The organism is Polycladomyces subterraneus (genome assembly GCF_030433435.1).
Classification (GTDB): domain Bacteria; phylum Bacillota; class Bacilli; order Thermoactinomycetales; family JIR-001; genus Polycladomyces; species Polycladomyces subterraneus.
Window position 1 is genome coordinate 1 of sequence record NZ_JANRHH010000038.1, and the last position, 23104, is coordinate 23104.

The window sequence follows — 23104 nt, forward strand, 5'->3', positions numbered from 1 at the left end:
GTTCCTTTTTCTCACTCTCATGGTTTTACCCAGTGGGAGAGATTGGTTCGCCACTGGAACCTCATACCATGACGTCCACAGGAACAAACCCACTACCAGTGGGATGAGCACCGCTCATATGTTCGATTATACAGCGAATTGGTTGCTCTTGCCATCCCCAAAAGGGGATGCCGAGCAACGCCGTCTTTCATCCCACGATTGAAACCGTGGGCTGTCAGGCGGCTTTATCTGTAAATCAGAATCACATTGAATATGATCCCCATGAGCGCTCAAGGTAACAATATCACTTTGCCGGATTTGCCGCTCATCATCAGTTCAAATGCTTGTTCGAATTCTTCTAACGGGAACTTGTGGGTAATCAAAGGCTCCAGGATCACTTGCTCAGACTCGAGCAGTCCAGCCGTTTGCTCCCAAGTTTCAAACATTTTCCGGCCGGTGATGCCATGGATCTGAATTCCCTTGAAAACGATATCGTTGGTGATGTCCAGTTCCACCGGACGCGTCGGGAGACCCAACATCGAGATCCGGCCACCCATGGTCAACATCTTGAGTCCCTGCTGGATGGCGACGGGATGACCCGACATTTCCAATACGACGTCCACTCCCCGATCCCCTGTCAGCGACAACACTTTTTTGACCGGGTCTTCATTTTGTGAATGTACAATATGGGTCGCTCCCATCTGCACAGCCATATCCAACCGGTATTCGTTCACATCCAGTGCCAGTACTTTGGCCGCCCCACTCGCTCGGGCCACTGACACGGCCATCAACCCGATCGGACCGCAACCAATCACCGCCACCGTCTTGCCTGCAATCGGACCGGAAAGCACAGTGTGTACGGCGTTGCCCATCGGCTCCATCAACGTAGCCACTTCAAATGGCAGGCTTTTGCTGTTTTTCCACAAGTTTTTCGCCGGCATCACCACATATTCAGCAAAGCAACCCTGCCGATCCACACCGATAATTTGTGTGTTTTGGCAGACGTGATATTCGCCTCGCCGGCACTGCGGACATTCGTAACACACGATATGGGTTTCCGCCGATACGTGATCCCCCACCTGAAAGGAAGTTACTTGATCTCCGACGGCCACCACTTCACCCGAAAATTCGTGGCCGAATACATACGGCGGTTTCACTCGGCTTTTGGCCCAATCGTCGTACACATAGATATGGACATCGGTTCCGCAAAGACTCGTCGCTTTGACACGGATCAATACCTCATCGGGACCGTACTCCGGAATGGGCACCTCCCGCAACTCTGCGCCGAATCCGGCATGATGTTTCACCAAGGCGCGCATTGTTCCGCCCATAATGGACACTCCTTCCCCATCCTGAAATGACTGTGATATCATGATTTCACAACGATTATACCACCATTACACAAAGCTCGGGAAGGGAAAATGTCCATTTAAGGCGGACATTATCCCAGCCGAATTGAAAGACCGATCCCAGCTACGTACAGTGTACCCGAAAAATACGGCCGCGCTTCACGCTCCACCTCCGCCGGTGTATACTCCGGAAACAAATGCGTCAAGAGCAACCGTTTGGCGCCGATTTGTTCTGCCGCCATCGCTGCTTGCTCCGCCGAGAGGTGTCCAGTCGGATGTTGAGGAGCATTTCGTTTCAAATAGGTTGCTTCACACACAAACAGATCGGGAGACTGTGCCATCCGGCTCCAATCCGTTCGCGGGCCCGCATCCGCACCGTACAGAATCCGACTTCTCCCGTTGTCGGCCAATACTGCGTTACAGGGGATGGCGTGGTCCGTCGGATGAAACGACAAACGCACACTTCCCACAGATGTTTCCCTATGTTTCTCGATGGGCCGCCAATCGATTGCATCATGATATGTCAGGAGCCGGGCCCATTTTTCCGGGGCTCCCGGTGCATACACGGTGAGCGACCGCGTGCGACGGCCCATTTGTTTCGCTAATCGGATCGCGTACTGAAGCACAAAAAAGTCAGCGATGTGGTCATGATGCAAATGGGACAAAACGACCGCATCCAGTTCATACGGGCGGCAATACTGATCCAGTTGGGACAACACACCGCTTCCGCAATCGATCAAAATGCGCTTGTCCTCTGATTCCAGCAAATACCCCGGTGTCGCTCCCCCTGCTCCCGGGTAAGGAGATTGGTAACCCAATACTGTCCACCGCACACTTTCACACCCTTTCGTGGTGAAGTCACTCCCTGAGGAAAATGTTCCCACGATACCCACATTGTCAGACGCGCTTAAGCACATCTTTTCACCAGCATATGCATGATAATCATGACTGCTGAAAAAAGCCGCTTTCCCAATGGAAAGCGGCTTCTAGTCAGGTCATTATGCGAACTCAGCAACCAATTTGTCGAATTGCTCCTGGGTGATCTTCAGGTCTTGCTTGCACAACGCTGTTTCACGGAAGCCAGGAATCAGGTCCTCATACGATTTGCGATCCTTGTTCTGATAGATGATCCCGGTGACCAATCCGTTGTGCTCCATCAGCTTTTGCATGGCTGCTTGCCGGTCCGATGGATCGTATGATTCATCTTTTTCCAAGTTCACCAGATGCTCTTTGAACCAGTCGTAAGTGTTCACCTTGTTGTAAGTGACGCACGGGCTGTATACGTTGATGAGGGAGAAGCCCTTGTGCTTGATCCCCTCTTCGATGATGTGTGTCAACTGTTTCAGATCGCTGGACACCGCCTGCGCCACAAATCCTGCCCCAGCGGTGAGAGCCATTTCCATCGGTGCGAGCGGTGCTTCGATGGAACCTTTCGGTGTACTCTTCGTTTTGAAGCCCATCTCGCTTCGCGGAGATGTTTGTCCTTTGGTCAAGCCGTACACTTGGTTATCCATCACAATGTACGTGATATCGACGTTGCGCCGGATGGCGTGAATCGTATGCCCCATCCCAATCGCGAAACCATCCCCGTCACCGCCGGCAGCCACTACTGTCAGCTCACGGTTTGCCAGTTTGAGCCCTTGCGCAATCGGCAGGGCGCGTCCATGAATGCCGTGGAAACCGTATGCGTTGACATATCCCGAAATCCGACCGGAACAACCGATACCCGATACGATGGCCACGTCTTCCGGTTCCAGCCCCAAATTGGCAAATGCACGCTGCATGGCGGCCAATACGGAGAAGTCCCCGCAACCCGGGCACCAGTTCGGTTTCACTTTGTTGCGGAAATCTTTAAATGTGGCCATGGACCATCAGCTCCTTGCATTGGTTGTAAATTTCCGAGGGCAGGAACGGATTGCCGTCGTACTTGCCGAGATGGACGATTTTCTCGGCCATGCCGACGTACAGTTTCAACAACGAGGCCAGTTGTCCGGTCGCGTTGTTTTCCACCACGACGACTTTTTTCGCCCGCTCCATATACGGCCGGACAATATCGGACGGGAACGGCAGTACTTGGCGAATATGAACGTGGTTCACCTTGATGCCGTCCTCTTCAAGCCGCTCCATCGCCTCATGGATGGTGCCACGGGTGGAGCACAAACCAACAAGCAACAAATCCGGCTCCTCATGCGGCGCGTCGGCAATGATCGGGTTTTCGAAATCGATGCCGTTCGCCAGCTTTTTGAGCCGTTTCTCCATCATTTTTTTGCGGTTGACCGGGTTTTCCGACGGACGCCCCGTTTCGTCATGTTCCACACCGGTCACGTGATGTAGACCATGTTTCGTACCCGGCAACACCCGTGGAGAAACGCCGCTTTCTGTGAATTGATAGCGTTTGAACAACTGCGAGTCTTCCAAAGCGGGTAATTCCGCATCTAACGGCAACAGTTGTCCACGGTCGATTTGAATCCGGTTGTAATCCAGCGGTTCCACGGTTTGCTTCCCGAGCGCCAGAGCCAAGTCGGCCAAGATAATGACCGGGCATTGATATTTTTCCGCCAGGTTGAACGCCTGAATCGTATCATAGAAGCATTCTTCCGCCGTGCTCGGTGCGATCACGATTTTCGGAATTTCTCCGTGCGTGCTGTAGAGCATCGCCAAAATGTCACTTTGCTCCTGTTTGGTCGGCAAACCGGTGCTGGGACCGCCACGTTGCGTGTTCACGATGACGGCAGGGGTTTCGGTCATACCCGCCAAACCGATCGCTTCAGTCATGAGGGACAAGCCTGGGCCTGCAGAAGCCGTCATCGCACGCACGCCACCGTAATTTGCACCGATCACCATGGAAATGGCAGCGATTTCATCTTCGGTTTGCACAACCGTCCCACCGAATTCCGGCAGTTTTTTGATGAGATATTCCATGATTTCAGACGATGGAGTAATCGGATACGCTGCCATGATCCGGCAACCAGCAGCAATGGCGCCCAACGCGATCGCATCGTTGCCGATCATGTATAAACGTCTTTTTCCGTCCGATTTTTCCAATTGCAGTTCCGGCAGAGGTCCTCCCGCCTGCTCTATGATAAATCGGGCTCCCCGCTCGATCGCGTCCATGTTTTTGTCCACAACCGTCTGGCCTTTCCGGGAAAACCTCTCTTCGATAACACTTTTGAACGCGTTCACCGGCAATCCCAGAAGCGCACTTGAAGCGCCCACGGCGACCATATTTTTCATTTGGGCCAAGCCCACTTCTTCTGCGATTTTGGTAAACGGAACGGTAAACAACCGCGCGTTTACCCCTTCCGGGATTTGCGGATTAAATTTGGCGTCCGCCAAGATCACGCCACCTTCATGCAATTCGTACGCGTTCAGATCAATCGTTTCCTGATCAAAAGCGACCAAAATATCCAGCTCGTCGGAAATGGCGCGGATCGGGCGGATACTGATACGAATCTTGGTATTGGAGTGCCCTCCCTTGATCCGAGAAGAAAAGTGACGATATCCGTACAGGTAATAACCCAGCCGATTCAACGCGGTGGCAAATATCTCACCTGTACTGTCAATCCCTTCTCCCTGTTGTCCGCCCACCTTCCACGAAAGCTGCTTGACCATGAACTCATCTCCTTTAGATACCCTGCGACTATCTGAAAAACAAAAAATGGTGAAAGATACCGTACCATTGTCCTTGTCTAAATCGAGATAGGAACGGTAACGGTTCATCACTAATCAATTCTATTCCCTTGTATAATAAAAAGCAACTGCTCATCCGACGAATTCCTCTCTTATCCGACTTTTTTCGGGTGGATTTTCCCTCTTGCGCATCCCGTCAGATGATTTTCTAGCGTTTATTCATAACCACTCAATTTCTCAGGTATGTCCGATAAAATGTTAGCCAATTTTCACCAGTCCATTTCCGCACCCACTCCTCCGGATACCGTTTCATTAGTTTTTCCGCAAAATCGGCAAAGTCTCCCGCATGCGCCAAACCGGGAATTTTCTCCTCTGTCCCGTCAAAGTCTGATCCAAAGGCGATCGACCCCGCTCCGCCCAAATGACAGATGTGGTCGATATGCCGGAACAAATGATCCCATCGTGCCTCTTTTCCCTGCTGATGAACGAATTTGGGCACGAATGTGATGCCGATCAAACCTCCGCGCTCGATTAATGCCCGAATTTGATCGTCTCCCAAATTACGCGGATGAGGACAAACGGCATAGCAATTAGAATGGGACGCAACAACGGGTACGTCCGTGTATTCCATCACGTCCCAAAATCCTCTGACTGATAAATGGGATACATCTACAATCATTCCCAATCGGGCCATTTCCTTTATTAACTGTTGACCGAACCGGGTCAACCCTCCTCCGCGCGGCTCTTCGATTCCATCGGCCGCTTCGTTGGCGTGATTCCAGGTCAAACCCACCTGCCGCACTCCCAAACGATACAGCGTTCGCAGGTAAGCAATCTCTCCCTGCAGGGCATCCGCTCCTTCCAACAATAAAAACGCCCCCAGCTTTCCTTCCCGAAGTTGATCCAAATGGGAACTTTCCGTAATGACAAATGTACGAGTGCTGTCTTGCACGATGCGCTCATAGAACAGATCCACCTGTCGGAGGGCGACATGCCAAGCGAGATGTCGTGACACCTCCTCCGGCACCCATATGGCGAACACTTGCATCAACAGGCGCGAGCGCTGTGCAGAACTGAATGTGACATCCAAAGAAGAATCGGGGGCATAAAAGGAAAGATTGCCCCCGGATTTCCACATTTTATATAACACATCGCAATGCCCATCGATCCAAAACATGGTAATTCCCCTCTTCAAAAGAAAAACCTGTCTATACGAAGATAAACAGGTTTCTTTCACTTATGTGGATCCCGTGTCAACGGGGTTCTACGATCAACTTAATCGCTGTTCGCTCTTCCCCATCGATGATAATGTCCGTAAATGCGGGAATGCAGATCAGATCGATTCCGCTCGGTGCGACAAACCCTCGTGCAATTGCTACCGCTTTCACAGCTTGATTGAGTGCACCGGCTCCAATCGCCTGAATTTCGGCCGCCCCACGCTCACGCAGGACTCCCGCAAGTGCACCAGCGACAGAGTTCGGACTGGACTTTGCTGAAACTTTTAATACTTCCATGTTCGGTACCTCCTCGATGGTTTGAGTGTGTCCATTGCCATATATATTCGCCAGTTCTAAATAAATTCCTCCTAGCCGAAATAAAGATTCAAAAAATTGAAAACCTAAAATTTGGCTGCTTATCCATCCAGCAAAGGTTGGTCGTCATCGATACGGACACGCCGGATATTATGCGCTTTTCCATTGGTGCGGTCCAGATCGATGACGACGGCATTCATCTGCATCCTGCCCGTTTTTTCCACTTCCAGGCGTACGGGTAATTGCGTGAGGAACTTTTTCAATACCAAGTCACGTGTCATTCCCAGAACCCCGTCATACGCCCCGGTCATACCCACATCGCTCAGATAGGCGGTCCCTCCGGGCAAAATGCGTTCATCCGCCGTCTGCACATGTGTGTGTACCGATCACCGCCGACACCCGCCCATCCAGATGCCATCCCATCGCTTGTTTCTCCGAGGTGGTTTCTGCGTGGAAATCGACGACAATATGGGTTTTTCCGTTCAGTTTGGCGAGCAGTGCGTCGACGGTACGGAATGGGCATTCCACAGGAGACATGAAGGTCCGGCCCATCAAGTTGATGACGGTAAGCGATTCTTTGCCAACGGGTATGACGGCATACCCTCGGCCGGGTGTACCTTCCGGATAATTGGCCGGACGCACCAATCGCGGTTCCTCGTCAATAAAATCGAAAATCTCCCTTCGATCCCAGGCGTGATTGCCCAATGTGATGCAATCGACTCCTTGTTTCAACAGCGAACGGACAATCTCGCGGGTGATCCCTCGTCCTCCTGCCGCGTTTTCGCCGTTGGCCACAGTTACATCCGGTTTGTAAGACCGCTTCAACCGATCCAGATGGGTTTGAATCGCTGTTCTTCCTAATGAGCCGACGATGTCACCGATCATCAACACACGCATGTTCCTGCCTCCGTATAGAAAAAAAGAAAGCGGCAAAAAATGCCACTTTTATTTTGCATACTCCACGGCCCGTGTCTCCCGAATCACCGTTACTTTAATATGTCCCGGATAATCCAACCGGTTTTCGATCTCTTTGGTTATTTGACGGGCCAACACAACCGCCTCCGCATCCGATACCTCTTCCGGTCGAACGATGATGCGCACTTCCCGTCCGGCTTGAATCGCATACGATTTTTCCACCCCATCAAACGAATCGCAGATTTCCTCCAGCTTCTCCAACCGTTTGATGTAGGCTTCCAGCGTCTCGCGTCGGGCGCCGGGACGTGCTGCAGACAAAGCATCCGCCGCTCCGACCAACACCGCAATCACGCTGGTCGCTTCGACGTCGCCGTGATGGGAAGCGATACCGTTGATCACCGCGGGGTGTTCATTATATTTTTTGGCCAATTCGATCCCGATTTCTACATGAGATCCTTCCACTTCGTGGTCGATCGCCTTCCCAATATCATGCAACAGTCCCGCTCGCTTGGCGAGGACGACGTCTTCTCCCAGTTCGGCGGCCAAAAGGCCTGCCAAATGAGCCACTTCCATCGAATGTTTCAGCACATTTTGGCCATAGCTGGTCCGAAACTTCAACCGACCCAGTATTTTGATCAAATCCGGGTGCAACCCGTGAACGCCTGTTTCAAAAGTCGCTTGCTCACCGTATTCCCGAATGCGCTCATCCACTTCGCGTCGGGCTTTTTCTACCATTTCCTCGATGCGGGCCGGATGAATCCGGCCGTCGGCAACCAATTTCTCCAGTGCCACTCTCGCCACTTCGCGCCGAATCGGATCGAACCCGGACAATATAACCGCTTCAGGGGTGTCGTCAATGATCAGATCGATCCCCGTCAACGTTTCCAAGGTACGGATATTCCGGCCTTCGCGTCCGATGATCCGCCCCTTCATTTCGTCATTGGGCAGCGTAACCACCGAGACGGTCGACTCGGCCACGTGATCAGCGGCACAACGTTGGATCGCCAGCGAAATGATATTTCGTGCCCGCTTTTCCGCCTCATCTTTCGCCTGTTGTTCCATCTCTTTGATCAATTGGGCGGTTTCATGACGCATCTCGTTTTCCACACGCTGGAAGATGATCTGCTTCGCTTCCTCAGTGGTTAAACCGGAAATGCGCTCCAATTCTTGGAGTTGTTTATGGTAGAGCGTTTCGGCTTCCCGATGGCGTTCCTCAATTTCCTGCTCTTTCTTATTGATAGCTTCCTCGCGCTTTTCTAGCGCTTCCTGTTTGCGATCGAGCGTCTCTTCCTTCTGCATGAGACGCCGCTCGAAACGTTGCAGTTCATTCCGCTGTTCGCGAATTTCGCGTTCTGCTTCTGTTCGCATCCGGTGGACTTCATCTCGTGCTTCCACCAGTTTTTCGCGTTTGATTGCTTCAGCCTCTTTGCGAGCTGTTTCGACTATATGATCGGCCTCTTTTTCCGCGCTGCCAATTCGGGCTTCGGCCGTTGATTTGCGTAGCCAGTAACCAATCCCGGTACCGATCAACAACGCAAAAAGGAACAGCAACAACAAGCCTGCCACGTCTAGGTCGAGCATCTTCGCAATCCACCTCCTTCTGTTCCCGCCTACAAAACAAGACCGATGGACTTCGGTCTTCCAGCGACATTCGTTCGGCTCAGCAAGAGGTCAGACGGATTGCGCGGCGTTCGAGACGCCTGTTTCGGTTTCACCTCAACCGGGCGGATCGGATTCCAGCTAAAAGCCACTTTCCATCATTTTCATTTCATTGCTTGGAAAAGCCGTTACATCTTTGTTGCTGTTTGATCGAGAAAATCCTCTCATTCGGGAGAAAATCGAAGAAAGGATTTAAAAAACAAAGATGCATATCAATTGTATTATTTAGCCTGTACCATTGTCAAGGCGGGAGATGGGAATAACTTCCGTTTTTCCGGATTGGAGGCGGACATGGAAGGCTTGGTCTGCTCCTTCGATCAAATGGGGATTATGCGTGACCAATATGATCTGCCGATCAAACATTTCACCTGCGGACTTCAAAAACTCCACCATCGGCATCACATATTCGGCGCTTACATGCTTACCGGGTTCATCCAAAATCAACGGTCCATCCAATCGCGGCCGGAACGTTTCGATCATGGCTACGCGCAATGCCAGGGAAGTAATGTCCACCACGCCGCCGCCGCGGGCGTCTTGCGGCTTGGTGCGGATGGTACGGCCATCCCATTCGGTGACAACATAAAATTCGGCAGCCGGTTTTCCTCCGTGTTCGGACAACTCGATTTCAAAGCGGAAAGTGGAACCGAACACATATTGCAATGCATTGGTGACCAGACTCTCCATCTGTTGTTTGGCCTGCTCCCGGGCATATTCAGAAGAGGTTTGCAACAAAACGCGCACCTTGTCGAACAGATCCAGTTGCTTTTTCAACTCTTCCAGCCGGGTGTGGGCCTGTTGACGGAGACGATCCAGCTCCTCTCGCTTGGCTTCGCGTTTCAACCACTCGGAGCGTGCAGATGCGATCGCCTCCCGCAAACGCGCCAACTTCTCGGAACGGGTCATGATCCTTGAATCAGCTCCTGGGGCAGTTTCTCCCATGCTTCCTGCAAGTGGCGTTCGATCTCCTCTTCCAAACGGGCAATCTCCTCTTCCAAACGGGATGGTTCCACTCCCAGTTCCTGCAATTCTTGCAGGATTTCCTCTTCCTGCTTCTCCAGTTGCTCCAACCGGGCTTCCGCTTTATAGCGAAGATCCTTCGCTTTTTCCAAGGCAGTTTTAATCTCTTTGATTTTCTCTTCCAACTGCTGCATGGGAAACTCCTCCTCGTACTTCGGCCAAAATATGTTGAAGCACGGAACCGTCGACGGGGGAACCGCAAGTCGGACATCGGCCAAGCTGTTGAAACAGACGTAACATTTGCGAGGTGTTCGCTTCGATCATCTCCGCATTGGCCTTCAGGTACTGCCGTCCATCCTCCAGCCGTTTGCGGCAATCGCCGAGCCGTTGTGCAGACTGCGTCAGGACACACCACCGCCCATACGCTTCCTCGGCGGCAGTCACCGCCCGCATCGCTTCAGCCAGGGTACGTGTCCGTTCCAACGTCCGAACCATACGCTCGCGATCCTGGCGAAGACGGTGCAGCCTCGGCTTCAGGCGCAGCATACGGTCGCGAATCGCCCGTTTGGTATCCAGCTGGGAGACGACTGCGGCCACCACATCGACACCATCGGTCAACCGGAGACGTTGCTGATATCGCGCTTGTTCGTTTTTACAGGCATTGTACAGCGCATGCAGCCGTCTCAGGGTGTGCAGATGCACACGTCGGTGCTCCAAGTTGTTGAGGGCTTCCGCTGCCTCCGCCAGCTTCTCGGTCATCGTGAGCATACGGCGACATGTCTGCTGCTCCCGTTGCCCCTTTTGATACTCTTCCAGACGGCGGCGCAACCATACCAGTCGTTGACCGTCCGCCTGCAGGGAAGAGATTTTCGCCTCTGCCTCCGGCAACTGTCGCAACCGTTGGAGGATGCTTCGCTGGGTCGCGATTTGCTCCTTGCAATCCCGCCATTTTTGCAGCAGCGCCTTGAGGCGGGACAGACGCTCCTCCTTTTGCACTGCCGCTTGATAATGTGCTTCCGACTCCTCCAATTCCCGACCCAATCGGGGAAGGTCTTCGTACGGCTTTAAAGCTTCCGTCAGGCGGGTCGCTTCCTGCTCCACGTGTTTGATCTCGGAAGCCAGCGATTGCCGGTCCCGCATCGTATCCCGCAAGGCGATGTCCATGACATGGGCACCGCTGATCCGTCCGATGGATTTGGCGCGTATACTGCCTGTCTCGGCCAACAAAAACGGGCTTTCCAATTGGCTGCCGAATTGGGCGGACAGTTCCCAGTCCTTGTCCAATCGAACCGGATGCATGTTGTGAGCATCCAGCACCTCCTGCGGTACACCGCTGCCGAACCCTTCAAATACTCGTTCCTGTCCGTCCGGGGTCCGGATGATGTAACGGTTGACGGAAGCTGAACGTTCCCGGATGATTTCCGTTCCGTCAGACATCGTCAGAACGACACGGCATTTGTCCGCTCCGATCCGAATATAATCCGTCCCTCGCGGCTGATTGAACAACACCCAGCGCAATGCGCGCAAAATGGCGCTTTTGCCGCTATCCGACGGACCGATCAGCACATTGAGCCCATCGGCAAATTGAATTTCTGTCCGTTCGTGCGACTGGAAATTTTCGATGTACAGACGCTTCAGCCGCTTCAACGCCCCCGTCCCCCTTCCGTCCCCAACCGTTCCTGCACGATGGCGATGCGGCGCATCGCCTCGTATTTGACATCCTCTTCAATTCCTTCCAACCGGGCGATTTCCTCAATGATGTCGATCACATCGATCCCCTGAAATTCGCCGGCAGCACGTACCTGCCGGACAAAGGCGGCCAATTTCTCCTCCCGGTAGGCGGCTTGTTCCAAATAGGAACGATCCAACACATCCGTTCCCTTGGCTGCACATTGCAAGCCAATGAGTTCCACCTGCACCGATTCAGCAAACGTGAGCAATGCGACTTGTGGTTGCCGCCGCATCTCCGAAGGGTGGTTGTTGATGCGAGCCAAGGCGCCGGGATTGACAATGAACCGTCCCTCACGCCGCTGAACAGGGAACCCTGCGTGGTAATGCCCGGTGAGCAGAACGTCCACCGAGTCAAACCACAGATGATCCAATAAAGTATGCGGTACGCCTTCGGGCAGGTGGCGGTCCACCGCCATGCCGTGTACCATATGTACGCAGAAATCGGCACCCGTCACGTTGCTCACCGCATAATCCAATCCGGGGTCCCGCTTGTCCAACTCGTGGTGAAACGGTTGACCGCTGAGCTGAACAGTCACGCCGCCTCTTTCCAGCTTGACCGTTTCCCCCGGTCGAAGCAGGCGGATGACGCCGAAGGCATCCAACAACCCCAGCATCGATCGATCGACCGTATCTGGATTATGCCCGTAAATGTCATGATTCCCAGCGATCGTATACAGCGGCACCTTCAACCGGCGAAACAGGGAGGCGAATTCACGAACGACCGCCGGGGATAGATCGGGACGGTCAAAAAAGTCGCCACCGTGTAAGACTGCATCCACTTGGCGGTCATGCGCCAGCTGGATCACTTCTTCCAGCTTGCGACGCATGGCTGTCGGAAAGTCGTCCGTGCGGCTGCGGGGTGACGTACCCCTGATATGCGTGTCTGTCAAATACAACAGCCGCATCCGATCTCATCCCCTCTCACTATGAATCCCGATGACGTTCGCGATAGCTTTGCAGGATGGAGTAGACGAGCGATTGCGGAAAACCCCTGCGCAACAAATAATGGCCCAACCGTCGTTCCACGGTCGGCCACGGATACCGGCGCAGCCGCTCATATCGTTTTTCCGCCAGCGATCTCGCCAACTCCTGATCCGCTTCTTCGGGAACCTCCGCCAACACCTCGTCGATGATGTCGGCGGCAATCCCCTTTTGCTCCAATTCTTTTCGCAACAGCAAACGGCCGCGACCATTTCCGCGTCGTTGTTCCACCCAGGCGGCGGCAAACCGGCGGTCATCGATATAACCGTAACGATTGAGCTTGTCCATCGCCGCCCGCACATGCGGGGCAGCAAACCCCTTTCCGATGAGATAACGCTCCACTTCCAGAGCCGTACGCGGTTTGTATTGCAAATACTTGAGCGCAGCCTGCCACACTTTGTTTCGTTCTTCCTCTTCCAAAACAGCATCAATCTCAACCGGGTCCACCCGACGCCCCTTGGTCAACCGCATCTTGACCAAAACGTCCTCATGTACGGAAACCGGCTCGCAACCCTCGATAATCACACGGTATCGAGCCGTTGTTCCCGGTTGCCGCTCAATCCGGATGATGGTGCCCGGCTCCTGTTTCATGTCTTTTCCCGCCTTTGCAGATGGTCAGACCACGGTACGGTCAGGCTTCGAGCTCCAGTTGCTCGGCTTGTTCTCCGGACTCCTGGGCCTCTTCGGATTTTTTCGGTTCAGCCAAGCCGAAGTGAGCACGGATGCTGGCTTCGATTCGGGCGCACAACTCCGCGTTTTCTTTGAGGAACTGTTTCGCGTTTTCCCGGCCCTGTCCCAGACGCTCACCCTCAAACGAATACCAAGCGCCGCTCTTGTTGATGATGTCCAACTCGGTGGCGATGTCCAGAATGCTGCCCTCTTTGGAGATGCCTTCGCCGTACATGATGTCCACGTCCGCTTGCTTGAACGGCGGAGCCACCTTGTTTTTCACCACTTTGATCTTGGTGCGGCTGCCCACCATCTCGTTTCCTTGCTTGATCGTTTCCGCACGACGCACTTCCAGGCGGATACTGGAGTAAAATTTCAATGCCCGACCGCCGGGAGTGGTTTCCGGGTTGCCGAACATAACCCCTACTTTTTCCCGAATCTGGTTGATGAAAATCGCGATCGTCTTTGATTTGCTGATCGCCCCGGACAGCTTCCGCAGTGCTTGCGACATCAGGCGTGCCTGCAGACCAACATGAGAGTCCCCCATCTCTCCTTCAATTTCCGCTTTGGGGACCAACGCGGCCACCGAGTCGATGACAATTATATCGATCGCCCCGCTGCGCACCAGTGCCTCGGCGATCTCCAATGCCTGCTCTCCTGTGTCCGGCTGGGACAGCAACAACTCATCGATGTTGACTCCCAGCTTTTGGGCGTACACCGGGTCCAGTGCATGCTCAGCGTCGATGAACGCGGCTTGACCCCCGACACGCTGTACTTCGGCGATCGCATGAAGTGCCACGGTCGTTTTCCCCGAAGACTCCGGTCCGTATACTTCAATGATCCGTCCACGGGGATACCCACCCACTCCCAGCGCGATATCCAACGCGATCGATCCGCTGGAGATCGTCTCCACCTGGGTCGCGGCCGCTTCCCCCATCCGCATGATCGAGCCTTTGCCAAACTGCTTTTCGATCTGTCTCAACGCCATTTCCAACGCTTGACGACGGTCGGACATGTATCGTATCACTCCTTGTCTCGTTTCGCCTCGTATCCTCATCATACATTGTTTTGGATTCTTTGCCAAGAGATTTTGCGAACATTTATTCGCTATCCTCGATCGGGTTTGATGCATACGTAGTTGTGGTACAGTAATGGAAAGAAACAACTTCGACTATCGGGAGTGATGATCATTGGATAAAGAACGGATGAAAGAGGAGATCATGGAACGCCTGGGTGAGGTCGAGGACCCGGAACTGGGCATCGACATCGTCAATCTAGGGCTCGTATACGGCGTGGATATCGACGATGACGGCAACGTCAAAATCACGATGACGCTGACCGCTATGGGCTGTCCGTTGGCTGGCACGATCAATGGCCAAGTGACGGAGGCGGTCAAAAAAGTGGATGGTGTCCGGGACGTGGAGGTCAACATCGTTTGGAATCCGCCATGGACAAAGGACCGCATGTCCCGGTACGCCAAAATCGCACTGGGGATCCAGTAACAAACCCCGTCCGCAGAGACGGGGTTGTGTTTTTCAGGGTTATGAACGGTTACGCGGACGGGCCGGTTCCAAGTTGACCCGTGCGCCGTTGATTTTGGACTGGCGCAACGCCTCAAATACGAATGGCGCTGCCTCTTCCGGCACTTCTACAAAGGAAAAGCGATCGTAGATGTTGATCCGCCCCACGTCCTTACTGGAAATGCCCGCATATTCCGAGATAACCTTGGCCAGTTCCTGCGGACGTATGTTGACGTTTTTGCCCACGTTGATGAAGAATCGCACCATCCCCGGTGACGCACCCGTTTCACCGAAGTCATAGGCCGTATCGGTACCGGTAGCGAACCGGTCAGCAAATGCCAGCTGCAAGGCGGCCACGGCGATCGTCTCCGGGGAGTGCCGCGTTACCAGCTTGCGGTACAGCTCCTCAAACAACGTACGGTCATCACCTGATTCGATCACCGCCTCCACCTCAGCCATCCAGGCACGTTGCTGTTTTTGCGCCACTTCTTCCAAGGTGGGCAGTTCGCGCGATTCCAGTCCCCGACCGATCTCCTCTTCGATGGCGCGCAACTGCTTCATCTCCCGCGGCGTGACGAGCGTCAGCGCCATACCGGTCCGGCCTGCGCGGCCCGTCCTGCCGATGCGGTGAACGTAACTTTCTACGTCCTGCGGAATGTCGTAGTTGATCACATGAGAAACACTACCGACATCGATCCCGCGCGCGGCAACATCAGTGGCTACCAGAAGCTCAATCTCCCCTTTGCGGAAAGCGCTCATCACTCGGTCACGCTGAGATTGAGCCAAGTCGCCGTGAAGTCCTCCGGCCATATAGCCCCTGGCCTGCAGATTTTCTGCCAGTTCATCGACGTTCTTTTTGGTACGGCAGAATATGATGGCCAGATCCACATCCTCACTATCCAAAATCCGGCACAACGCGTCCAGTTTTGCGCTCTCCAGCACGCGATAGTAGGCTTGCTCAATCGCCGGCACTGTCACTTCGCCCCGATTGACGGTGATATAGCGGGGCTTGCGCATATATTTTTGCGACAAGCTGCGAATACCTGGCGGCATGGTGGCGGAGAAAAGAAGCAATTGCCGATGTTGCGGCAAATATTCCATCACCGCTTCAATGTCGTCAATAAAGCCCATATCCAGCATTTCGTCCGCTTCATCCAACACCATGATTTCGACATGTTCCAGGCTCAGGGTGCCGCGCCGCAAATGATCCAACACCCGTCCCGGTGTTCCGATCACCACGTGAACGCCTTGCTGCAGCGCTTTGATCTGCCGTCCGATCGGTTGTCCCCCATAAATGGGCAACGTGCGAACCCGTTTCGGTCGGCCGATTTTCCGCAATTCCTCGGACACTTGTATGGCCAGTTCCCGAGTAGGCGCCAAAATCAGGCTTTGCACCACTCGACGTCGCGAGTCGATCCGCTCCAAAACGGGAATCCCGAACGCCGCCGTCTTTCCCGTTCCCGTCTGTGCTTGTCCAATCACATCTTCTCCCCGCAAGACAGCCGGGATACAAGCGGCTTGAATTGGAGAGGGTTCTTCAAATCCCATTTCACGGATCCCCTTGAGAATGGCGGGATCCAAATCAAATCGTTCAAATGACTTCATGTTGTCAATTCACCTTTCTTTATTCGTTCCTGAAGGAGAAAGAGCATTTGCTTGGCAGCACGGACTCGGATGTCCTCTCGGGATCCGCGGAACGTAAACCGGTAGGCACGGGCAGGACGTCCTCTCTCCGCAATACCGACATAGACCAGACCGACCGGTTTCCCCTCCACAGGTGAAGGGCCGGCGACACCCGTTACACTCAATCCCCAATCGGCGTCCATCCGCTGTGCAGCCTGCTCCGCCAAGGTGCAAGCCGTTTCCATACTGACCGCCCCATGTACGTCGAGAATATTCCGCGGTACCCGCAACAGCCATTCTTTCGCTTCGTTAGTATAGCAGACCACACCGCCTTTGAACACTTCGCTTGCCCCTGGAACCGAAGTGATCATCTGTGCCACCAGCCCGCCCGTGCAACTTTCCGCCAATGCCAGTGTCTGACCTCGATCGCGCAACCGATTTACCGTCACCTGTTCCAACGTTTCGTCCCGCTCGCTGTAACAATACGCTCCCACTCTGTCCAATATCGCCTGCCGGACGGGCGCGATCCGTTCCTCCGCTTCCTGTACATTCGACGCTTTGGCGGTCAAGCGAATGGTGACTTCCCCGAGTTTCGCGTAAGGGGCAATGGTTGGATTGGTCTGCTCGTCGATCAGATCCTTGATCCGCTCTTCCAGGTGAGACTCCCCGATGCCGAAAAACCGGAGCACCTGCGAATGGATCACCTCTTTTTCGGGCAAGAGGGAGATCAAAAACGGTTTCACCTGCTTTTCAAACATCGGGATTAACTCATGCGGCGGCCCTGGCAACATCACATAGGTAACTCCTTCATGCGTAACGGCCAGTCCAGGTGCAGTGCCGCGATCATTGGGGAAAACCGTGCCTTGCGGAAAAACGAGGGCTTGTTTATAGTTTCCGGATGGTACAGGCACCCCTCTTTGGCGAAACAGGTCTTCAATCCAGCGTCTGGTGGGCGGGTGTTCCACCAGCTCAACCCCCAACACTTCCGCCAACGTTTCCTTGGTGAGGTCGTCTTCGGTCGGTCCCAATCCGCCCGTCAAGATCACGAGGTCCGATCGCTCACGTGCTTTGCGGATCACCTCTTTCAACCGCTCAGGATTATCTCCCACGGTGATATGGTAATAAACGCCGATTCCCAGCTCTGAACACTCCCGTGACAAAAACGAGGCATGGGTATTAAGGGTATGTCCCAACAATAGCTCCGTTCCCACTGCGATGATTTCGGCGCGCAATACTCCTCTTCCTTTCTCTTTTGTCAGCGGCTTTTGGAGAAGCGAATCACCTGATAGTTTTTGGAGAAGTAATCAATCCCTGACAGCAGGGTGATGATCACTGCCACCCAAGTGATTATCTCATCAAAAGGAAACGCAATGGTGGAAAACGGGAAATTGTTGACGATCAATACCACGATCGCAATGATCTGCACGATGGTCTTCAATTTCCCTAGAACACTGGCTGCGATAACCTGGCCTTCCGCGGCCGCCACCATCCGAAGTCCCGTGACGGCAAACTCCCGGCTGATGATGACAATCGCGATCCACGCCTCTAAACGCTGCATTTCCACCAAGGATATCAAAGCAGCGGAAATCAGCAGTTTGTCCGCCAACGGATCCAAAAATTTCCCCAAATTGGTCACCAATTTCTTTTTTCGAGCGATATATCCATCCAAGCCGTCGGTGATCGCCGCCAAGATAAAAATGACGGCTGCAATGATTTCACTAATCGTGATCTCCCCGCCGCCGAATCGAATCACGCCCAAATTCAGCCGGACCAACAAGAAAATCATTACAACCGGAACCAGAAATATCCGCGCCAGGGTAATTTTATTTGCCAAATTCACGTCAGCGAACCTCCCCCGCGAGATCTAGGTCGCAAAAACGGGTAATTGAGGAAATGGTTTCCTTTGTATGCAGTATCGCCGATCTCCGGGAAATCCAACGTCACATTTGTTCGCGCACGGGAACAATTGCGGATAGACCGAAGTGGGATCACCGGTTCCGACGATTCCGCCATGAAGTGAGCTCCTCCATGATGGTGTTTATGTACGAAAAACACGATTGATTGCCTTGTTCCCCCCAGCGTCTCATTCATCCTTTCGTAAGTATAAACGATCAAATTCAAGCCTGTCAAAAAAGAGCAAAAGGGGAAATCCCCTTTTGCTCAGACGGATACTTATCGAGCAAGCTGAAATTGGTATGTGTGTTCCGTTTTGAGACCTTGCGTGTCCACCGTATAGCCATTGACGTCGATTACCACATTTTTGGGGATCCATACTTTCAGAGAAATCCATTGGGGATGTTTCAGCACTTTGGTTTCCCCTTTTTGCAACACCATTTGGGACATGACCGGTTTGGTGGGGCCCCCGCCTCGTGCACGGAATTTAGTTGCTTTTTTCGCCTTTATGGTGACGATCACTTCAGAAGCATTTTCAATACGATACACATCCCCGTAATAATTGGACTCCGATGGCTTCACCAGCTGCACCACGGCCTGAGAACCGCCGGTGTCAGGCCGTTTGACACTGTCGATGGAAGCGGTGGGCAATCCCTGGGTTGTTGTGGCATAGCTCCCGTCTTCGCTCTGAAGATACCAGATCGTCGTCGGAACCCCCAACAACAGCACACCTAGAATCACCCACACATACCATTTCGACATTAACGCTTTCGGCTTCCACTTTTTCGGTTTCCACGCAAACTTTTTTCTTTTTTGTCTTTGTTCAGCATACCGTTGGGTACGGCTGAGTCTCACCCGTTCTTCCTGTCGAGACGAATCTGCCACTTTACCCGTCAACTCCCATTGTTTCTTCATACTGGCGCATCAATGCGGACGGATTGACACCGATACTTGCCACGTGACTCGATTCACACGGCCCAAACAAGTACCAGAGGTGACCCATATCCATCCACGCAAGCTTCGACGAACCTGGGTAATTGGTCCTCCCTGTTCTCGTCGTCACCCCAAAGGGTTCTGTCTCCGCCAGTATAACTTACCACCCAAACGCTGTCAAAAAACCGGATATTTATCGTTATGTCAATTTTTTCACGATATGAACATAGAAACTGGGATCCACCGGCTTTCCGTTGACCAGCATTCGGATGTTTTGGGGGAACTGGAATTGAACCCACAATTCGGCGTGAGCTCCCTCGTATTCAAACTTCTCACCGGGATGCAAAGTGACATCCTTAATCGGCGCGCCGTTTTTTTGTTCGGAGATGACCACCCGACAGACATCGATGTCTTGAATGAGCAATTGAATTTGCTTTTGGGACCGCAGTTCATACTTGTTCGTGTCTTCATTCTTGTCCACCAACGTCAATTGCGCGCTCGGATCCAAATCTCCGGCATTGGACAATGTCACTTGATTTTTGCCAGCCGCGGCTTGTCCGTCCCCACCGTCTTCCTTGTTGAGAAAGGAATATACGCCACCAGCGGTAACGGAAACCAGCAAAACACCTGACAATGCCCATAACCAAATCCGCTGTTTGCTTAACAATCCGTTCTTTTTCCTTGTGCGTGTTACCTTGCGTCGTCGCCCACGCCCACGAGCGGATACTGGGGGATTGGTACGCGACAAGGACAGTGATTCCGACGGACTTTCCCCCATCGGTGTAGCCGGTTCTGTTGCTTGGGGATCGGACAGCAATGCAGGGAAACGTTGTGTGCTATGTACCGACTGCGAATCATTCCGATATAATTGGCCGGCAGTCGTACTGGGTCTATGTATGGAAGTTTGCTCCATTCTGTCTGTTGCAAATCTGCCCGTTGTCTGGGACGGTCCGTGCTCCTCCGGGTTGACCGCAGGCATCGATTGCGTCCATTCAAGCAATTTTTCCTGTGTCATCTCATCGGTACGGAATTTGCGCAAGATGTGCTGGGGTTCCAAACCTATAGCTTCGGCGTATTGCCGCAGATATTTACGTGCGTAGTACGGACTGGGCAATTTGTCGAATTGACCGTTTTCAATGGCGATTAAGTGCCCCTTCAAGATCCGAGTCTTTTCCTGAATATCCTCCATAGTCAAACCGAGTGATTCACGTGTCTCCTTCAATTGGCGGCCGATCTCTGCTGCCGACACCTTCCTCCACCTCCAAAAACTTGCCGTCATCGGTTCCTCATGTCAAAAGACTCTCGGAAACACCGAGAGCCCCAAGGAGATCCCTACTCATGAATCAATTTTATCTCAATCTTTTTCTCATTGGAATAATCGGTATTAACCGGCTGTCCAAAAACCGTGATTTTTACATTGCGCGGAATGTCCACTGTGATCCATAGATCGTTCGGATAGGAGAATGTCTGCTTATCCCCACTTTTCATTTGCCACGTTTTGATAGGAGTCCCGACTTCCTGATTACGGATGGTGACGGTGGCATCACCGACGGCAACGATGTTGAGTTGAATTTCCTTGGCATGGACCAACTCGTAATGGTCCGGTGCAATCGCACTGGTAACCGTGGGGTTGAGTATCGGTTTCTGCTCCGATGTCGACGTCCCTTCCGCACTGGCGATTGCGGTAGACTTCTGCTTCACCGGCGCGGATTCGTTATCCATATACAAGGTGATGCCAAGCGCGATCGCAGCGATCACGAACAATATTGCCCCCGTGATTAAAAATCGGGTATACCATCTGCTGAAAGAAGAACGATGAGATGCAGATTGTTTTTTGGATCTGCGCGAGAGCCGGGAACCAGTCGATTCCTCCTCATCTGGCGGCGCTACGGGCAGCAGCTCTTCTTCGTTCGCTTCCGTTTTCGGTTCCTCGGACCGGATCCCCAACTCGGCCGGATCAGGCCAGTCAGCGGGTACCTCGATTCGCGGTGCGGAAGCTTGTCCGTCCGTTCGCTCGCCGACAGTGGCTACCTCCTCCCATTGTTGGCGCGGAGGGGAAGATTCCGGTTCACCGCCTGTCGATCGAGTTCTGGAATACGTCCCCAATCGCCTGCGAGAACCCGGTTGTTCTGCCCGTGACAAGGAAGGGCGCTTTCCGGTATCCCATCTGCTCCCTCGTTGAAGTAGTGCTTCTTCCGATGAGGCAGCCGCCTCCGTTCTGTTGGTACGACGTCTTCTGATACTGCCTGCGCGGGCATCTCGAGTTCTCGTGCGTACGTCGGCTGAGTAATTCCCCGCAGTCGTTTTGCCGGTCATGTACATGCGAATGAGTGCCTGAGGATCCTCCCCAACGCATTGGGCATAGGAACGCAAATAAGAACGGACGTATGGACCCGGCAATGCCCCCAACTGCCCCGATTCGATCGCCTGCAAATATTGCGGTTCGATGCCCGTCATTCTTGAGACATCTTCCAAAGTCAAACCTCTGGATTCCCTAGCTCGCTTGAGCCGGCGACCCGTCTCGGCCGACATCCGGCCCACCTCCCACCCCATGTTTCATTTACTATTTTTTCAACTCAATCCGATAGCTTTTGGGTAGATTCTGTGCGGTCGTGTCAATATCGTTTCCGTTTACTTTGATTTCCGCGTTGGATGGAATGGACAGTCGGAACCATACAAACTTGCTTTTGTTGATGGGATAAATGTCTCCCGTTCTCATGGAAACACGCGCTTCGGGCTGCCCCACTTCATTTCCGTAGACCAGCTGTGTTTCGCCTTGGGATGCTTTGATTTCCACCGTGATTTTGTCTGCGCCTTTCAATTCGTACAAATCCCCTACGAAGTTACCGTCGCTGGTATCGGTCTCCACCCGGGACAGCGTCGGCGTAACGGCCTGTTTGGCATTGACCGTGCCATTACCTTGGTCAATCAGTTTGGTGAAGGTCGAGTTATTGTTCGACGCCTCTTGGTTGTCGTCCTTCAGAACGAAGGTTAACGCCGCGGCCGAAACCAACAGGATCGCTCCAACTGCCGCTACCCGGATTACCCATTTCGGCGCGCCTCCTTTTTTGGGACTGTGATTGATATTGGTTCCCCGGCGCGAGAGGACGATGCTGCCCGAATCGGGTTGACCGGCGGCGTCAGTTGTACCGGCTTCCGAATTTGAGGGCAAAACAGGGAGGTTGGCCGTAGTCAGCCGATGCGTATCTTGCGAAACACGTGGAATGCGGCCGGTGTACTGCAAATCCGCATTGACGGCTTGTTGTGAACCTGTCACTTGCGGATAGCGCCCCGTTTGCTGCAATCTACCGCGTTGGGACACTCCCCTCATCGGAGCTGTGTCGCCCAGTCGGATCCGCTGGGTGTGACCCAACTGATCTGTACGTGTACGACGGAAACGTCCCGTCTGTTGGCCGACCGGCCGTGTGCCGATCCGTCCCTGACGAGCAGTATTCTCCGTCGGGGCGGTTACACCTCCACGCACCGACTGATCGTATAGGCCCAACAACATTTGGGCGTCCAAACCGAGACTTTTGGCATAGGTACGGATGAACGCCCGGACGTAAATGGGACTCGGTAGCTGATCAAACCGATCGTCCTCCAACGCCCGCAAATACTCTGCATGAATTTTGGTTCTCTGTTGCACCTCTTGCAAACTCAGACCCATCGCCTCTCGTGCCTGCCGAAAATGCAAGCCGATACCCGACATGGATCCCGCACCTCCTGTCCTGGA

General features: G+C 53.3%; 21 protein-coding genes and 1 pseudogene. 1 reads left to right on the forward strand and 21 read right to left on the reverse strand.

Going from position 1 to position 23104, the window contains the following annotated elements:
- Window positions 1-269 precede the first annotated feature (269 nt).
- The 14 genes and pseudogenes from tdh to recA all read right to left on the reverse strand — a co-directional run bounded on the left by tdh (window position 270) and on the right by recA (window position 14417).
- Window positions 270-1310, reverse strand: coding sequence for an L-threonine 3-dehydrogenase (gene tdh / locus NWF35_RS10875; RefSeq protein WP_301239080.1), 1041 nt, complete (start codon window positions 1308-1310; stop codon window positions 270-272).
- 110 nt (window positions 1311-1420) lie between these two features.
- Window positions 1421-2161 carry an MBL fold metallo-hydrolase gene (locus NWF35_RS10880; protein WP_301239083.1) on the reverse strand — a complete coding sequence of 247 codons (741 nt, stop codon included), beginning with the start codon at window positions 2159-2161 and terminating at the stop codon, window positions 1421-1423.
- A gap of 165 nt (window positions 2162-2326) precedes the next feature.
- Entirely contained in the window at window positions 2327-3193 is an 867-nt protein-coding gene (locus NWF35_RS10885) for a 2-oxoacid:ferredoxin oxidoreductase subunit beta (RefSeq protein WP_301239084.1), read from the reverse strand.
- On the reverse strand, window positions 3180-4940 hold the full coding sequence (locus tag NWF35_RS10890) for a 2-oxoacid:acceptor oxidoreductase subunit alpha (protein ID WP_301239085.1): 1761 nt from the start codon (window positions 4938-4940) through the stop codon (window positions 3180-3182). The genes NWF35_RS10885 and NWF35_RS10890 overlap by 14 nt, the downstream gene beginning before the upstream one ends.
- A 247-nt stretch (window positions 4941-5187) precedes the next feature.
- Window positions 5188-6135 (reverse strand): dipeptidase, encoded by a 948-nt coding sequence (locus tag NWF35_RS10895; protein WP_301239087.1) that lies wholly within the window; start codon window positions 6133-6135, stop codon window positions 5188-5190.
- A gap of 76 nt (window positions 6136-6211) precedes the next feature.
- Window positions 6212-6472 (reverse strand): stage V sporulation protein S, encoded by a 261-nt coding sequence (spoVS, locus tag NWF35_RS10900; protein ID WP_205494502.1) that lies wholly within the window; start codon window positions 6470-6472, stop codon window positions 6212-6214.
- A gap of 119 nt (window positions 6473-6591) precedes the next feature.
- Window positions 6592-7387, reverse strand: a pseudogene (locus NWF35_RS10905) (TIGR00282 family metallophosphoesterase).
- A 48-nt stretch (window positions 7388-7435) separates the two neighbouring features.
- Window positions 7436-8986 carry a ribonuclease Y gene (rny, locus tag NWF35_RS10910; protein WP_301239088.1) on the reverse strand — a complete coding sequence of 517 codons (1551 nt, stop codon included), beginning with the start codon at window positions 8984-8986 and terminating at the stop codon, window positions 7436-7438.
- A gap of 303 nt (window positions 8987-9289) precedes the next feature.
- Window positions 9290-9967 (reverse strand): ATP-binding protein, encoded by a 678-nt coding sequence (locus NWF35_RS10915; RefSeq protein ID WP_301239090.1) that lies wholly within the window; start codon window positions 9965-9967, stop codon window positions 9290-9292.
- On the reverse strand, window positions 9964-10215 hold the full coding sequence (locus NWF35_RS10920; RefSeq protein WP_212772402.1) for a hypothetical protein: 252 nt from the start codon (window positions 10213-10215) through the stop codon (window positions 9964-9966). The genes NWF35_RS10915 and NWF35_RS10920 overlap by 4 nt, the downstream gene beginning before the upstream one ends.
- Window positions 10181-11668, reverse strand: coding sequence for an AAA family ATPase (locus tag NWF35_RS10925; protein WP_301239093.1), 1488 nt, complete (start codon window positions 11666-11668; stop codon window positions 10181-10183). Before NWF35_RS10925 ends, NWF35_RS10920 begins: the two co-directional genes overlap by 35 nt.
- Entirely contained in the window at window positions 11665-12657 is a 993-nt protein-coding gene (locus tag NWF35_RS10930; protein WP_301239094.1) for a metallophosphoesterase family protein, read from the reverse strand. The genes NWF35_RS10925 and NWF35_RS10930 overlap by 4 nt, the downstream gene beginning before the upstream one ends.
- Before the next feature lie 19 nt (window positions 12658-12676).
- Window positions 12677-13324 carry a regulatory protein RecX gene (locus NWF35_RS10935; RefSeq protein ID WP_301239095.1) on the reverse strand — a complete coding sequence of 216 codons (648 nt, stop codon included), beginning with the start codon at window positions 13322-13324 and terminating at the stop codon, window positions 12677-12679.
- Window positions 13325-13364: 40 nt separating this feature from the next.
- Window positions 13365-14417, reverse strand: a complete 1053-nt coding sequence (recA, locus tag NWF35_RS10940; protein ID WP_301239096.1) for a recombinase RecA — start codon at window positions 14415-14417, stop codon at window positions 13365-13367.
- A 190-nt stretch (window positions 14418-14607) separates the two neighbouring features.
- Here recA and NWF35_RS10945 point away from each other — a divergent pair, with 190 nt between their 5' ends.
- Complete coding sequence (locus NWF35_RS10945; RefSeq protein WP_435873880.1) at window positions 14608-14904, forward strand: metal-sulfur cluster assembly factor; 297 nt, start codon at window positions 14608-14610, stop codon at window positions 14902-14904.
- 39 nt (window positions 14905-14943) lie between these two features.
- On the opposite strand, the gene NWF35_RS10950 is transcribed toward NWF35_RS10945, so the two are convergent.
- From NWF35_RS10950 to NWF35_RS10980, 7 genes are all read right to left on the reverse strand, one after another.
- Window positions 14944-16527, reverse strand: a complete 1584-nt coding sequence (locus NWF35_RS10950) for a DEAD/DEAH box helicase (RefSeq protein ID WP_301239098.1) — start codon at window positions 16525-16527, stop codon at window positions 14944-14946.
- Window positions 16524-17777: a competence/damage-inducible protein A gene (locus NWF35_RS10955; protein ID WP_301239099.1), complete on the reverse strand. Its 1254-nt coding sequence runs from the start codon at window positions 17775-17777 to the stop codon at window positions 16524-16526. The genes NWF35_RS10950 and NWF35_RS10955 overlap by 4 nt, the downstream gene beginning before the upstream one ends.
- A 23-nt stretch (window positions 17778-17800) precedes the next feature.
- Window positions 17801-18385, reverse strand: coding sequence for a CDP-diacylglycerol--glycerol-3-phosphate 3-phosphatidyltransferase (gene pgsA, locus NWF35_RS10960; protein WP_212772410.1), 585 nt, complete (start codon window positions 18383-18385; stop codon window positions 17801-17803).
- Between the two features lie 332 nt (window positions 18386-18717).
- Window positions 18718-19353 carry a hypothetical protein gene (locus NWF35_RS10965; RefSeq protein ID WP_301239101.1) on the reverse strand — a complete coding sequence of 212 codons (636 nt, stop codon included), beginning with the start codon at window positions 19351-19353 and terminating at the stop codon, window positions 18718-18720.
- Between the two features lie 217 nt (window positions 19354-19570).
- A complete protein-coding gene (locus NWF35_RS10970) occupies window positions 19571-20620 on the reverse strand; it encodes a helix-turn-helix domain-containing protein (protein ID WP_301239103.1) in 1050 nt (349 codons plus the stop codon).
- An 83-nt stretch (window positions 20621-20703) separates the two neighbouring features.
- A complete protein-coding gene (locus NWF35_RS10975; protein ID WP_301239104.1) occupies window positions 20704-21903 on the reverse strand; it encodes a helix-turn-helix domain-containing protein in 1200 nt (399 codons plus the stop codon).
- A gap of 31 nt (window positions 21904-21934) precedes the next feature.
- Window positions 21935-23080 carry a helix-turn-helix domain-containing protein gene (locus NWF35_RS10980; protein WP_301239105.1) on the reverse strand — a complete coding sequence of 382 codons (1146 nt, stop codon included), beginning with the start codon at window positions 23078-23080 and terminating at the stop codon, window positions 21935-21937.
- Between the last annotated feature and the right edge of the window lie 24 nt (window positions 23081-23104).